Consider the following 15,086-nt stretch of genomic DNA (forward strand, 5'->3'; position numbering starts at 1 on the left):
AATGGTCGGCGTTTGCTGACAGCGCTGTCAGTTAGCAGTCACCTTGCTGACCGGGTTGGCGGGCTATAAAGACGGCCAACCCTTTCACTCCTCTGTCCCGGCGCCTCAGCCCATGCACATTCAGCGAAAAACCGCCCTGATCGCGGTTGTCCTCGTGGTATCCGCGATTGCCCTCTGGGCCGTGACCCGCCCGGCCAAGCCCCGGCTGGCGGCGCCCAGCGCGATCCCGGTTCGGGTTGTGAACGTGACGCAGCAGGATGTGCCTCGGTTTGTCAGCGGCATCGGCACGGTGTTGTCGCTGCACAGTGTGGTAGTGCGCCCGCAGGTGGACGGTATTCTCACCCGATTGCTGGTCAAGGAAGGCCAGTGGGTCAAGGCCGGTGACCTGTTGGCTACTCTGGATGACCGCTCGATTCGCGCCAGCCTCGATCAGGCCAGGGCGCAGTTGGGCGAGAGCCAGGCGCAGTTGCAGGTGGCGCTGGTCAACCTCAAGCGCTACAAGGCGTTGAGTGTCGATGACGGCGTGTCCAAGCAGACCTATGACCAGCAGCAAGCCCTGGTCAACCAGCTCAAGGCCACCGCCCAGGGCAACCAGGCGGCGATTGATTCGGCTCAAGTGCAGCTTTCCTACACGCAGATTCGTTCGCCGGTCAGTGGCCGAGTCGGTATTCGCACGGTGGATGAAGGCAACTTCTTGCGCAGCAGCGATGCCCAGGGGCTGTTTTCCGTGACGCAGATCGACCCGATCGCCGTGGAATTTTCCCTGCCGCAGCAGATGCTGCCGACCCTGCAAGGCCTGATCGCCGCGCCGGAAAAAGCCAGTGTCGACGCCTATCTGGGCGCCGACACCGACGGCCATACTGGCGATTTACTGGGCCGGGGCCATCTGAGCCTGATCGACAACCAGATCAACTCCACCACCGGCACCCTGCGCGCCAAGGCCGAGTTCAGTAACCCCGCCCAGCGCCTGTGGCCGGGGCAACTGGTGACCATCAAAATCCAGACCGCCCTCGACAAAAATGCCCTGGTAGTGCCGCCGACCGTGGTGCAGCGTGGTCTGGATTCGCACTTTGTGTACCGGGTCAACGGTGACAAGGTCGAGGTGGTGCCGGTGCAGGTCACCTATCAGAACAGCGACCTCAGCCTGATCCAGGGTGTGCAGGCCGGGGATGTGCTGGTCAGCGATGGTCAGTCGCGGCTCAAGGCCGGCGCCCGGGTCGAGGTGCTCAAAGAGCCGCCCCAGGTGATCCAGACCGTCGACGCCACGGTGCAGCCATGAACGGCAGCCGCTCTCCGTCGGCCTGGTGTGTCGACCATCCGGTCGCCACCTTGCTGCTGACCCTCGCCCTGGTGCTGCTCGGGCTGATTGCTTTCCCGCGCCTGGCTATCGCGCCACTGCCGGAGGCGGAATTTCCAACAATTCAGGTCAGCGCCCAGTTGCCCGGCGCCAGCCCCGACACCATGGCCTCGTCCGTGGCCACGCCGCTGGAAGTGCAATTCAGCGCGATCCCCGGCGTGACCCAGATGACCTCCAGCAGCGCCTTGGGCTCCACCCTGCTGACTCTGCAATTTACCCTCGACAAAAGCATCGACACTGCCGCCCAGGAAGTGCAGGCCGCGATCAACACCGCGTCCGGCAAGCTGCCCAGCGATATGCCGAGTTTGCCGACCTGGAAGAAGGTCAACCCGGCGGACAGCCCGGTGCTGATCCTAAGCGTCAGCTCCGACAGCATGCCCAGCACCGAACTGAGCGACTACGTGGAAACCCTGCTAGCCCGACAGATCAGCCAGATCGACGGCGTCGGCCAAATCAACATCACCGGTCAGCAACGTCCTGCGATCCGCGTGCAAGCCTCCCCCGACAAACTCGCGGCCATCGGCCTGACCCTCGCCGATATCCGCCTGGCCATCCAGCAGTCGAGCCTGAACCTGGCCAAGGGCGCGATCTACGGCGATAACAGCGTATCGACCCTGTCGACCAACGATCAGTTGTTTGATCCCGAGGACTACGCACGGTTGATCGTGTCCTACAAGGACGGGGCACCGGTGCAATTGCGCGATATCGCCAAGGTCATCAATGGTTCGGAAAACGCCTACGTGCAGGCCTGGTCCGGGGACACACCCGGGGTAAACCTGGTGATCTCACGCCAGCCCGGCGCGAATATCGTCGAGACCGTGGACCGCATCCAGGCGCAATTGCCGCGCCTGCAAGCCATGCTGCCAGCCTCGGTGCAGGTCAGTGTGCTGAGCGACCGCACCAAGACCATCCGCGCCTCGCTGCATGAGGTGGAAGTGACCTTGCTGATCGCGGTCCTGCTGGTGGTGGCGGTGATGGCGTTGTTCCTGCGCCAACTGTCGGCCACGCTGATTGTGTCCAGCGTGCTCGGCGTGTCGTTGATCGCCAGTTTTGCCCTGATGTACCTGATGGGCTTCAGCCTGAACAACCTGACCCTGGTGGCCATCGTGATCGCCGTGGGCTTTGTGGTGGACGATGCCATCGTGGTGGTGGAGAACATCCACCGCCACCTGGAGGCCGGCCTCGATCAACGCGCGGCGGCGATCAAGGGTGCCGGCGAGATCGGCTTTACGGTGGTGTCCATCAGCTTTTCGCTGGTGGCGGCGTTTATCCCGCTGCTGTTCATGGGCGGCGTGGTCGGACGCCTGTTCAAGGAGTTCGCGCTGACCGCCACCTCGACCATCCTGATTTCGGTGGTGGTGTCCCTGACCCTGGCACCGACCCTGGCCGCGTTATTCATGCGCGCGCCCAGCCATCACGCCCATGCCAAACCCGGTTTCAGCGAGCGCCTGCTGGCCGGCTATGCGCGTAACTTGCGGCGTGCACTGGCCCATCAGCGCAGCATGCTGGCGATCTTCGGGGTGACTCTCGCGTTGGCCGTGGTCGGTTACGTGTTTATTCCCAAAGGGTTCTTCCCGGTGCAGGACACCGGCTTCGTGCTCGGCACCAGCGAGGCGGCGGCCGATGTGTCGTTCCCGGACATGGTCGCCAAGCACAAAGCACTGGCCGAGATCATCAAGGACGACCCGGCGGTGCAGGCGTTTTCCCATGCGGTTGGGGTGACCGGCAGCAACCAGACCATCGCCAACGGCCGCTTCTGGATCGCCTTGAAAGATCGCGGGTCGCGTGATGTATCGGCCAGCCAGTTTATCGACCGCGTCCGCGCGAAACTGGCCAAGGTTCCGGGCATCGTGCTGTACCTGCGCGCCGGCCAGGACATCAACCTCAGCTCCGGCCCCAGCCGCGCCCAATATCAATATGTGCTCAAGAGCAACGACGGCCCGACGCTCAACACCTGGACCCAGCGCCTCACCGAAAAACTGCGCGCCAACCCGGCCTTTCGCGATCTGTCCAATGACCTGCAACTGGGCGGCAGCATCACCCACATCAGCATCGATCGGCAGGCCGCCGCGCGGTTCGGTCTGACCGCCACCGATGTGGATCAAGCGCTGTATGACGCGTTCGGCCAGCGCCAGATCAACGAATTCCAGACGGAGATCAACCAATACCAAGTGGTGCTGGAGCTGGACCGCCAACAACGCGGCAAGGCCGAGAGCCTGAACTACTTTTACCTGCGCTCGCCGCTGACCAACGAGATGGTGCCGCTATCGGCCTTGGCCAAGGTCGACCCACCGACCGTGGGGCCGTTGTCCATCAGCCATGACGGTATGTTCCCGGCCGCCAACCTGTCCTTCAACCTGGCACCCGGTGTGGCGCTGGGGGATGCGGTGATCATGCTCGACCAGGCCAAGGCCGAGATCGGCATGCCCAGCACCCTCATCGGCACCTTCCAGGGCGCGGCCCAGGCGTTCCAAAGTTCATTGGCCAGCCAGCCATGGCTGATCCTCGCGGCGCTGGTGGCGGTGTACATCATCCTGGGGGTGCTGTACGAAAGCTTCGTGCATCCGCTGACGATCATCTCGACCCTGCCTTCGGCGGGCCTTGGCGCGCTGATCATGCTGACCTTGATGGGCCAGGACTTTTCGATCATGGCGCTGATCGGCCTGGTGCTGCTGATCGGCATTGTGAAAAAGAACGGCATCCTGATGATCGACTTTGCCCTGGAGGCTCAGCGCGTGCGCGGGCTGGCGCCCCAGGAAGCGATTTATGAAGCCTGCGTCACGCGGTTCCGGCCGATCATCATGACCACCCTGGCCGCCCTGCTTGGCGCGGTGCCGCTGATGCTCGGCGCCGGGCCAGGTGCGGAGCTGCGCCAACCGCTGGGTATCGCGGTGGTCGGCGGGCTGCTGGTGAGCCAGGCGCTGACCCTGTTCACCACGCCGGTCATATACTTGTACCTCGAAAAAATTTTCCATCGGCCCACACCAGCGCCCGCGCTGGCGACCACAGAATGAGGCGGGGTCATGCGCGTCCTGATTATCGAAGATGAAGAGAAAACCGCGGACTACCTGCATCGCGGTCTGACGGAGCAAGGCTACACCGTGGATGTCGCGCGCGACGGCGTCGAGGGCTTGCACCTGGCCCTGGAGAATGACTACGCAGTGATCGTGCTCGACGTGATGCTGCCCGGCCTCGATGGCTTTGGTGTGTTGCGCGCCTTGCGTGCTCGCAAGCAGACGCCAGTGATCATGCTCACCGCCCGCGAGCGCGTGGAAGACCGCATCCGTGGCCTGCGCGAAGGCGCCGACGATTACTTGGGCAAACCGTTTTCGTTTCTCGAACTGGTGGCGCGCCTGCAAGCCTTGACGCGCCGCAGCGGCGGGCATGAGCCGGTGCAGGTGACGGTCGCCGACCTGTGGATCGACCTGATCAGCCGCAAGGCCAGTCGCAACGGCGTGCGCCTGGACCTCACCGCCAAAGAGTTCTCGCTGCTCAGTGTATTGGCGCGCCGCCAGGGCGAGATCCTGTCCAAGACCGCCATCGCGGAGATGGTCTGGGACATCAATTTCGACAGCGATGCCAACGTGGTCGAAGTGGCGATCAAGCGCCTGCGCGCCAAGCTCGACGGCCCGTTCGAACACAAACTGCTGCACACCATCCGTGGCATGGGCTATGTGCTGGAGAACCGCAGTGCCGGCTAATTCCATTGCGCTGCGCCTGAGCGGCATGTTCACCCTGGTGGCGGCGCTGATCTTCCTGTTGATCGGCGGTGCGCTGTACCAACAAGTGGATCGCGGCCTGGGCCTGTTGCCGGGGGCCGAATTGGACGCGCGCTACAGCGTGCTCGAATCTTCGGTGAACCGCTTCGGCACGCCGGACCACTGGGCCAAGATCACCAACAAACTCAAGCTGTTGAGCGAAGAAGACAAGCGCATTCACTTCTGGGTAGTCAGCAACGACCCGGCCTACGAATACGGCAATCCCGACGCGCAGATCCGCGCCTTCGCCGCCGGCCCCACCGGTAAGCGCGACCTGCATCTGCCCGGCCACCGCTACCCACTTAAAGTGCTGGTCAGCCAGTTCCCGGCCAAGGACCAGCGCCCGCCGCTGCGCTTTATGATCGCCGTCGACACCGAAAACTTCCGCGCCACCCAGCATCAGTTGCTGGTGGCGTTGGTCAGCCTGGCGCTGGTGGGCGTGTTGCTGGCGGCATTGCTGGGGTTCTGGGTCTCGCGCATTGGCCTCAAGCCGTTGGGCAAACTCTCGGAAGAAGCGCAGAAACTGGCACCGCCCAAACTCTCCGGGCGCCTGCAGTTATCGCCGTTGCCGCCGGAACTCAATCAATTCGTCAACTCGTTCAATGCCACCCTCGACCGCGTGGAGCAGGCGTATTCGCGCCTGGAATCGTTCAATGCCGACGTGGCCCACGAACTGCGCTCGCCGCTGACCAACCTGATCGGCCAGACCCAGGTGGCCCTCACACGCGGGCGCTCGGCCGAGCATTATCTGGAGGTGTTGCAATCGAACCTGGAAGAGCTGGAACGCCTGCGCTCGATCGTCAATGACATGTTGTTCCTGGCCAGCGCCGATCAGGGCACCAAGGCCACCAAACTGATTGAAAGCTCACTGGCCGACGAGGTGGCAACCACCCTCGATTACTTGGACTTCATCCTCGAAGACGCCCAGGTGCAAGTGCGGGTCCACGGCGACGCCCAGGTACAGATCGAAAAAGCCCACCTGCGCCGTGCGCTGATCAACTTGTTGAGTAACGCCGTGCAACACACCGCGCCAGGTCAGGTGATCGACGTAGCTATCGAGGTGCAGGCGCAGCAGGTGGCAATCGCCGTGACCAACCCGGGCGAAACAATCGCCAGTGAACACCTGCCACGGCTGTTCGAGCGCTTCTATCGGGTCGACGCCTCGCGGCGTAACAGCGGGGCGAATCATGGGTTGGGGCTGGCCATCGTCAAAGCGATTGCGCTGATGCACGGCGGGGATGTGTTTGTGCGCAGCGACACCCGTGGCAATACTTTCGGTATCACCCTACCGCTCTAAGTGCGTGACTGTTGCGGTTTGGGCAACAGTTATTATCTTGTTACACTCTGTTTCGCAGTGCTCGCCTGCGTTAATTTGACGCATCGATGAGCGCGACGGCAAAGACAGCTGACCCGCTTACCCGAATTTCCCTCGACTTATTTCCAGGGCTCTACGCTGGGAATCTGTCTTAAAGCCGCTGACCTTCAGCGGCTTTTTTTTGCCGTCAAAAAGGCCGGGCATCCCCCACGACACCGGCCGTTTACGAGTGACCCAAAGGAGCTTTACCGGTGAAGAACTCACTAACGTTCACCCCGTTATTTCTCGCGATTGCAGCAACGATTATCCCCCTCGCCCACGCAGCAGACAGCCTCCCCACCGACGGTTTCGTCGAAGGTTCACACCTTAGAATCGACACCCGTAATTACTATATGAACCGCGACCGTCGCGACATCCACACCGACGACAGCAAGGAATGGGGCCAGGGTTTTATCGGCACCTTCGAATCGGGCTACACCCAGGGCACCGTCGGTTTCGGCCTGGACGCTCACGCCATGCTGGGCCTCAAGCTCGACGGTGGTGGCGGCACCGATGGTTCCAGCATCCTTCCCTATGGCAGCGACAGCGGCAAGGCCCCCGGTTCGTTCTCCACGGCCGGCGGCACCCTGAAAATGCGCGCCTTCGACACCGAACTCAAAGCCGGTGACCTGTTCCTCAACAACCCGGTGATTGCCGGTGGCATGACCCGCATGCTGCCGCAGACTTTTCGTGGCGTCAGCCTGAGCAACCATAGCCTGGACGGCTGGCTGTTCGAGGGCGGCCAAGCCAGCTTCACCAAGCTCTACAACCAGAGCGGCCATCGGCGCATCGGCACGAGCTACGGCGCCTTGCCCGATAACCGCAGCAGTCAACACCTGGATTGGGCCGGTGTGTCGTTCAGCGGTGTGCCGGGGGTGACCAGCAATCTCTATGCGTCCGAGCTCAAGGACGTCTGGCATCAGTACTACTACGACCTGGACTACACCTACGCCCTCAACGACCTGGTCAGCCTCAACCCGGGCCTGCACTACTACCACACCCAGGACACCGGCCAATCCCTGTTGGGGGATATCGACAACAACACCTGGAGCCTGCATTTCAGCGTGGGCGTGGGCAACCATAGCGTGACCGCCGCCTACCAGCGGGTTAACGGCAATACGCCGTTTGACTACATCACCCAGGGCGACAGCGTGTACCTGGATAACTCCCAGCAATACTCGGACTTCAACGGTCCGAATGAGCGCTCGTGGAAGCTCAAGTACGCCTATGATTTTGTCGGCCTCGGTATGCCCGGCCTGACCACGGCGGTGTCCTACATCAGCGGCAAGACCGACTTGACCCAGGTCGACCCGCAAAGCCGTGGCTATAGCGCCTGGTACAGCGCCGACGGTAAGGACGCCAAGCACTGGGAGCGGGATATCGATTTGAAGTATGTGGTGCAAGGCGGCCAGGTCAAGGATCTGGCCGTGCGCCTGCAATGGGCGACCCACCGTGGCAGCAACGGCTACTCGGCAGTGGACCGCGATGTGGATGAATACCGGGTGATCGTCGATTATCCGATTGATGTGTTCTGAGGCGCCGATCTTTCTTTATTAGCCGAGTATCCAATTTTCATCGGGTAGAACTAAACTGCCAGCATCCACACCGCTGAAGTTCTGCCCGATGAGTCCACGCCGTGCTCGCCACCCTTCCGCACACCCGCAATTGTTGCTCCTTCTGGGCAGCGGCCTCACCGTCGTCCTGATCGTCATTATCGTCGCGGCGTTATTGATCCGCGAACACACCAGCACGCTACAGGCTGCCAAGCGCTCGTCCACCAATATCGCCCAGCTGATCAACGCCGATGTGCTGCGCAACGTCGAGCTGTACGACCTGGCCCTCAAGGGGCTGATAGCCGCCAGGCAGCGCGAGGACCTGACCAAGGTCGACGCCACTATCCAACACCTGGTGCAATTCGATTTATCCACCGCCGCGCCCTTTAAAGGCGAGGTGCTGATGCTGGATGCCAATGGCAACGTGATCGCGGATTCCTCGACCCTGCGGCCCACCCCGCGCAATTTCGCTGATCGCGATTATTTCCAGGTGCATCTGAAGGACCCGCAGGCCGGTTTGTATATCAGCCGGGCCTTCCAGATCCGTTGCGACTGCGACCAAGTGTGGCGCATAGCATTCAGTCGGCGCGTATCGGGGCCCAATGGCGAGTTCGCCGGCGTTGCAGTGGCGACCATGCGCCTGGCGTATTTCGATCAATTGTTCAGCACCCTGGCCATCGGCAACGGTAGCAGCGTCAACCTGCTCAATACCCACGGCATCCTGCTGGCCCAACAGCCGCTGCTCGAAAGCGACATGATTAACAAGGATTTGAGCGAGCGACCGAACTTCAAGCGCATGTTGCGCGAAGGCAATGGCAGCTTCCAGGCAACCTCGACCATCACCGGCAAGGACCGGCTGTACACCTTCACTACCGTGGGCACACTGCCGCTGATCGTAGTGGTGGCGCTGTCTCGCGAGGATGTGTTCGCCCCCTGGAAACGCGCCGCACTGCTGACCAGCGGCGCGACCGGCATTCTGTGCGTCGGGTTGTTGTGGCTGGCCTGGATGCTGCGTCGCGAGCTGCGACGTCGCTATCGCGCCGAACGGGTGCTGTCAGAACTGGCAGCCACGGATGCCCTGACCGGCCTGGCCAACCGTCGCATCCTCGACGAGCGCCTGCGCCAGGAATGGGATCGCGCCCAACGCTCGACCGAGCCACTGACCCTGCTGATGATCGACGTGGATCACTTCAAGGCATTCAACGACCGCCACGGCCATAGCGGCGGCGACGAGGCCCTGCGCACCGTGGCCCAAGTGATCGCCGGCAACATACGCCGCCCCGCCGACCTCGCGGCGCGCTATGGCGGCGAGGAATTCGCGGTGGTGCTGCCCCATACCGATGCCGCAGGCGCCATGGTCATCGCCGAGCATATCCGCAGCAGCGTCGAACACTTGCCACGGGCGGCAGGCAGCGAAGGGCCGATTACCGTGAGTATCGGCATGAGTACCTGGGACAAACGCAACCGCCAATCCCTGGAAGCACTGCTGCTCAGTGCAGACCAGGCGTTGTATGAGGCCAAGCATGGCGGACGTAATCGTATAGTCGATGCAACCCGCCATTGAGACGATCGCGCGCAGTGAGCGCAGGAAGCTTTATCGACGTCTGTAGAGTATTGGCTGACTCACTTACAATTTACCTGTCTTATCATCTTTTTTGACGGCCGCCTCCATGTAGCTATCCGAGAAAAAGTGCCTCGCAACTTTTATCTCAGGACGATACAAGCCGTTAATCAACTTATTCATATGTTCTTCCCCTGTGCCCGCCAGCAGACGTTTACTTGATTCCGGCGGTAACTTGCGCAGATCCTTGATAATCGACAGTCCGATTCCCGCTTTCATGTCGTCCCCGGAAAATACGGTCTGGAAAGGTTCCAGCTTTCGCCTGGAAATATCCTTAAATTCGCCTTGCGTCAGCGGTTCGATATGCCGTTCAAGATACGGTGTTTGCGCAAACCTCATTTCTACCAAACTCACCCACGCAGCATCCTTGAACGCCGGGCTTTCAAAGTCAAAACGAAAGGTAGTTCCGCCAAAACGACTGCTTGGTTTTTTTGGCTCGCCACCCGCTTCCAAGGCAAAAAATACAAAGTCGTCATTGCCGAGAATCTTAATATCTTCTTGGGGAGAGTTCTCCGTATTAAAAATGATATTACGATCAATCAATTTTTGACGTGAAAACAAGCCGACGCTGCCATCGTCGCGTTTTACCGGAGCTCCAGTACTATGCGTCGCATATAACGAACTTTCGAAATAGTTATTCAAAAATTGCTTCTCATCCGGAGTTAGTGCACCCAACTCATTTCGAAGATTGCGCAGGTTAGTCTTAGAAAGACCATCGACATAAGTTTTTTCCGAAGAGACAGGAGCGGTGTTCCATAGCGTTCCATTTTTTATCATCCGCTCGTGGGACTTCCCGCTGATAAATTGGCGTATTCCTTTGGTTATCTGGCGAGCAGCTACATCTTCATTCATGGTAGGCCGGCCGCTTGATGAATAAGGTTTAGCGATACCGTTACCGATTCCCACGTCTGCTTTCGCAAACACACGTTCTATATGATTACCCTGCAAAACGCCTTCATTTCCGGCGTGTTTAGCATAATCAATCAAACCAGGGGTCTGGATCTGGCTGATACTAGGCATAGTGAGCACCACCGAGACGAAGGAATTGATGATGGGCCGGGGCAGGTATAACCCGAGCTGAATTCAGAGTGCGTGTGTCAAACATATATGAACTTTCCAAAACCCAATCGATAAGGGCATTCAACTTCTCGCTAAGTCGTTTGGGCGACACATCACCATCGACAATATGGCTCATTGCCAACAGCGCTGTGGAAGCACTATTGAATCCGACCACAGGGATATGTTCGTGCAAGAAGCCCATCTGACGTTCAAATAGCAAACGGTACCAGCTGTCCATTTCCAAGCCATCTATCGCAACATGGGGAAATTCGCAAACCAGGCTGATACAGCTTTGAGCCCGATTATCATAAATCGCCAACTTCATGCCTTCTATCTTCAGTTGGCACATCTGGCACTCATCAAACTTAAGATCAGGCAGACCAATCTGATCACCGAACAGCTTTAACACAGCGTCATTTTTTTTCATACTCTGCAAACTCCAACCAAAGCACGAAATTCATAACGTACAACCCACTGCGCCAATAAAGCCGAGTAACTACCGACAACAATATCGATACCAACAGCCTTGAAAATAGAAAACATAGTCATAACTCCGAAACTGGCCAACATCATTATCAGAGCATCCATGCCAAGCTTCGGAGGAAACACTACACTAGGAACTCTCAAATTCCGACTCAGGAAAAATGTAAAATCTTTGCCAGAAAATTCTATAACGCTGAATGGAACGTATCCTTTCTGAATAACCACCCAGGTTTTTACAAGACGAAAAAAAGGCCACCCGAAGGCAGCCTTTAAAAACTAAAGAAAGAGAGTTGTTACTTACACCGCCGCAACGGGACGCATGTAAGAGATCGGTGCGGTGCTGGCATCTTCGAAGGTCACGACTTCCCAAGCGTCTGTCTGCTCAATCAACTTGCGCAGCAGCTGGTTGTTAAGGGCGTGGCCCGACTTGAAGCCTTTGAACTCGCCTATCAGGCTATTGCCCAGCAGGTAGAGGTCACCGATTGCATCGAGGATCTTGTGCTTCACGAATTCGTCTTCATAGCGAAGGCCGTCTTCGTTCAGTACACCATCCGCGTCGACCACAATGGCGTTTTCAACGCTGCCGCCGAGTGCGAGGTTGTGCTTGCGCAGGTACTCGATGTCACTCATGAAACCAAAGGTACGGGCGCGGCTGACTTCTTTTACAAACGAAGTGCTGGAAAAATCCACGCTTGCACTTTGGGTGCGGTCACGGAATACCGGGTGATCGAAATCGATCTCAAAGCTCACTTTAAAGCCTTCGAACGGAACGAAGGTGGCGCGCTTGTCGCCGTCTTCTACTGTCACTTCCCGCAGAATGCGAATGAACTTCTTAGCTGCGTCCTGTTCTTCCAGGCCGGCAGATTGAATCAAGAATACGAAGGGTCCAGCGCTGCCATCCATGATCGGGACTTCGGACGCGGAGAGCTCGACGTAGGCGTTATCGATGCCCAAACCGGCCATGGCCGAGAGCAAGTGCTCCACCGTGTCCACTTTGACGTCACCGTTGACCAATGTGGTCGACATAGTGGTTTCGCCAACGTTTTCCGCGCGAGCAGGAATCTGCACCACAGGGTCCAGGTCGGCACGCACAAACACGATGCCGGTGTCGACAGGTGCAGGCTTGAGGGTCAGGTAGACCTTTTCCCCGGAGTGCAGACCTACACCTGTGGCACGAATAATATTCTTCAGGGTGCGTTGTTTAATCATGGCTTGGACCGCTTCAGCGCAAATTGCGAACTGGTATCAACAAAGGCTGGCGATAATAGCAGACCAGACCTTTGCTGAACACCAATCACCTTCATAGCCCTGATACATTCCATTAATCGGCCTGACGACGCAGGAATGCCGGGATGTCCAGGTAGTCCAGGTCATCTTGCGGATTCGGGCTACGGGACGCCGCAGCACCGGCCTGAGCCTGGTTGCGCATCACGGTCGGACGATCCAGATCGCGGTAGTTCACCGACGGCAGCTCCTGACGCGCAGGGGCTGGAGCGGCAGCCGCCTGGCTGGCCTGGCTGCTGTGCAGGGTGTTGTCGATGACCTTCACAGGCTTCTCGATCTTGGCACCCAGACCGGTGGCAACCACGGTGACGTGCAGCTCGTCGCGCATGTCCGGATCGATCACGGTACCGACCTTGACCATGGCGTGCTCGGAAGCGAAGGCTTCAATGATGCTACCCACGTCGGAGTACTCACCCAGGGACAGGTCAGGACCGGCGGTGATATTCACCAGGATGCCGCGTGCGCCTTGCAGGTTCACGTCTTCCAGCAGCGGGTTGCGGATGGCCGCTTCGGTAGCTTCGCGTGCACGGTTCGGACCGCTGGCGCAGCCAGTGCCCATCATCGCCATGCCCATTTCGCTCATCACGGTACGCACGTCGGCAAAGTCGACGTTGATCATGCCTGGGCGCTTGATGATGTCGGAGATACCGCGAACGGCACCGGCCAGTACATCGTCAGCCTTGGCGAAAGCGGACAGCAGGCTCGCGTCCTTGCCCAGGATGGTCAGCAGCTTCTCGTTGGGAATGGTGATCAACGAGTCGACGCTTTCAGACAGCAGACGGATGCCTTCGTCGGCGATCTGCATACGCTTGCGACCTTCGAACGGGAACGGACGGGTCACAACTGCAACCGTCAGAATCCCCATTTCCTTGGCCACTTCGGCAATGATCGGCGCAGCACCGGTACCGGTACCGCCGCCCATGCCGGTGGTGATGAACACCATGTTGGTGCCTTGCAGCACTTCGGCAATACGCTCGCGGTCTTCCAGGGCGGCTTGACGGCCGACTTCCGGGTTGGCGCCAGCGCCGAGGCCTTTGGTCACCGCGGTGCCCAATTGCAGGATGGTGCGCGCGCCGATGCTTTTCAGCGCCTGGGCATCAGTGTTGGCGCAGATGAATTCAACGCCTTCAATGTTGCTCTTGACCATATGGTTGACAGCGTTGCCGCCGCCACCGCCGACACCGATCACTTTGATGACCGGGCTAGCGGGGATGTTGTCTACGAGTTCGAACATTTTCCCTCTCCTTTCGTTTTCTCTAGTTTTTTCGCCTACTGCTTTACAGCAGCTCCAAGTTGCAAGCCATGAGCTGCAAGCTTGAAGCTTGTAACTTGTCGCTTGAAGCCAACTTCGTTAGAAGTTCCCTTTTACCCAAGCCTGTAACCGCTCGAACAACGGAGCCTTGGCTTCGTCGTCGCTGCGGTAGCTGTCACGGTTGCTCGGGCCCGACAGGGAAATGCCGTCGGTCTGCTTTTGCAGTCCGTACAACAGCAAGCCCACACCGGTGGAATAAATCGGGTTGCGCACCACGTCGCCCAGGCCCCTGACGCCATGGGGCACGCCCAGGCGCACCGGCATATGGAAGATTTCCTCGGCCAGTTCGACCGCGCCTTCCATCTTCGAGGTGCCGCCGGTCAGCACGATGCCGGCCGGGATCAAATCTTCGTAGCCGCTGCGGCGCAGTTCAGCCTGGATCAGGGTGAACAGTTCGTCGTAGCGCGGCTCGACCACTTCAGCCAAGGCCTGACGCGACAGTTCGCGCGGTGGACGATCGCCCACGCTCGGCACTTTGATGGTTTCGCCGGCGCCGGCCAGTTTGGCCAGGGCGCAGGCGTAACGGATCTTGATTTCTTCGGCGTACTGGGTCGGTGTGCGCAGCGCCATGGCGATGTCGTTGGTCACCTGGTCGCCGGCAATCGGGATCACGGCGGTGTGACGGATCGCACCTTCGGTGAAGATCGCGATATCGGTGGTACCGCCGCCGATGTCCACCAGGCACACGCCCAGTTCTTTTTCGTCGTCGGTCAGCACCGAGTAGGCCGAGGCCAGTTGCTCAAGGATGATGTCGTCGATTTCCAGGCCGCAACGGCGCACGCACTTCTCGATGTTCTGCGCGGCATTGACCGCACAAGTGACCACATGGACCTTGGCTTCCAGACGTACGCCCGACATGCCCAAAGGCTCGCGAACGCCTTCCTGGTTATCGATCACGTAGTCCTGCGGCAGGGTGTGCAGCACGCGCTGGTCAGCCGGGATTGCCACGGCCTGGGCGGCGTCGAGCACGCGCTCCAGGTCGGCCGAGCTGACCTCGCGGTCGCGGATCGCCACGATGCCGTGGGAGTTCAGGCTGCGGATATGGTTGCCCGCCACGCCAACGAACGCCGAGTGAATCCGGCAACCGGCCATCAACTGCGCCTCTTCGATGGCGCGCTGGATCGATTGCACGGTGGACTCGATGTTCACCACCACGCCCTTCTTCAGGCCCCGGGACGGATGCGTGCCAATACCGACGATTTCGATCGCGCCGTCTTCCCCGACCTCGCCCACCAGCGCCACCACCTTGGAGGTGCCGATATCGAGACCGACGATCATTTTGCCGCTTTGCACGTTTGCCATGGG

12 protein-coding genes are annotated in these 15,086 nt (G+C 59.6%); 6 read left to right on the forward strand and 6 right to left on the reverse strand.

Going from position 1 to position 15,086, the window contains the following annotated elements; genetic code table 11:
• The first annotated feature begins 112 nt into the window (after positions 1-112).
• The 6 genes from FIV35_RS14005 to FIV35_RS14030 all read left to right on the forward strand — a co-directional run bounded on the left by FIV35_RS14005 (position 113) and on the right by FIV35_RS14030 (position 9,586).
• Positions 113-1,279, forward strand: a complete 1,167-nt coding sequence (locus FIV35_RS14005) for an efflux RND transporter periplasmic adaptor subunit (protein ID WP_034137026.1) — start codon at positions 113-115, stop codon at positions 1,277-1,279.
• Positions 1,276-4,371, forward strand: a complete 3,096-nt coding sequence (locus FIV35_RS14010) for a multidrug efflux RND transporter permease subunit (protein WP_034137025.1) — start codon at positions 1,276-1,278, stop codon at positions 4,369-4,371. The genes FIV35_RS14005 and FIV35_RS14010 overlap by 4 nt, the downstream gene beginning before the upstream one ends.
• Before the next feature lie 9 nt (positions 4,372-4,380).
• Positions 4,381-5,058, forward strand: a complete 678-nt coding sequence (locus FIV35_RS14015; RefSeq protein ID WP_034095972.1) for a heavy metal response regulator transcription factor — start codon at positions 4,381-4,383, stop codon at positions 5,056-5,058.
• Complete coding sequence (locus FIV35_RS14020) at positions 5,048-6,412, forward strand: heavy metal sensor histidine kinase (protein WP_034137024.1); 1,365 nt, start codon at positions 5,048-5,050, stop codon at positions 6,410-6,412. The genes FIV35_RS14015 and FIV35_RS14020 overlap by 11 nt, the downstream gene beginning before the upstream one ends.
• A gap of 269 nt (positions 6,413-6,681) precedes the next feature.
• Complete coding sequence (locus FIV35_RS14025; RefSeq protein ID WP_034137023.1) at positions 6,682-8,004, forward strand: OprD family porin; 1,323 nt, start codon at positions 6,682-6,684, stop codon at positions 8,002-8,004.
• An 88-nt stretch (positions 8,005-8,092) separates the two neighbouring features.
• The gene (locus FIV35_RS14030) at positions 8,093-9,586 is read left to right on the forward strand and encodes a sensor domain-containing diguanylate cyclase (protein WP_034137022.1); all 1,494 of its coding nucleotides are present in this window, start codon (positions 8,093-8,095) and stop codon (positions 9,584-9,586) included.
• 63 nt (positions 9,587-9,649) lie between these two features.
• On the opposite strand, the gene FIV35_RS14035 is transcribed toward FIV35_RS14030, so the two are convergent.
• The 6 genes from FIV35_RS14035 to ftsA all read right to left on the reverse strand — a co-directional run bounded on the left by FIV35_RS14035 (position 9,650) and on the right by ftsA (position 15,083).
• A complete protein-coding gene (locus tag FIV35_RS14035; protein WP_034137021.1) occupies positions 9,650-10,663 on the reverse strand; it encodes a hypothetical protein in 1,014 nt (337 codons plus the stop codon).
• Positions 10,656-11,129, reverse strand: a complete 474-nt coding sequence (locus FIV35_RS14040; protein ID WP_052198918.1) for a type III secretion system chaperone — start codon at positions 11,127-11,129, stop codon at positions 10,656-10,658. The genes FIV35_RS14035 and FIV35_RS14040 overlap by 8 nt, the downstream gene beginning before the upstream one ends.
• Positions 11,126-11,290, reverse strand: a complete 165-nt coding sequence (locus FIV35_RS29600) for a hypothetical protein (RefSeq protein WP_156796370.1) — start codon at positions 11,288-11,290, stop codon at positions 11,126-11,128. Before FIV35_RS29600 ends, FIV35_RS14040 begins: the two co-directional genes overlap by 4 nt.
• Before the next feature lie 192 nt (positions 11,291-11,482).
• Positions 11,483-12,394 carry a UDP-3-O-acyl-N-acetylglucosamine deacetylase gene (gene lpxC, locus FIV35_RS14045; protein WP_003171886.1) on the reverse strand — a complete coding sequence of 304 codons (912 nt, stop codon included), beginning with the start codon at positions 12,392-12,394 and terminating at the stop codon, positions 11,483-11,485.
• Positions 12,395-12,506: 112 nt separating this feature from the next.
• Entirely contained in the window at positions 12,507-13,703 is a 1,197-nt protein-coding gene (gene ftsZ / locus FIV35_RS14050) for a cell division protein FtsZ (protein WP_034095968.1), read from the reverse strand.
• Positions 13,704-13,820: 117 nt separating this feature from the next.
• Positions 13,821-15,083 (reverse strand): cell division protein FtsA, encoded by a 1,263-nt coding sequence (gene ftsA / locus FIV35_RS14055; RefSeq protein ID WP_034137020.1) that lies wholly within the window; start codon positions 15,081-15,083, stop codon positions 13,821-13,823.
• Positions 15,084-15,086 lie beyond the last annotated feature (3 nt).

Source organism: Pseudomonas rhodesiae, from assembly GCF_007858255.1.
GTDB classification, from domain to species: Bacteria; Pseudomonadota; Gammaproteobacteria; order Pseudomonadales; family Pseudomonadaceae; genus Aquipseudomonas; species Aquipseudomonas rhodesiae.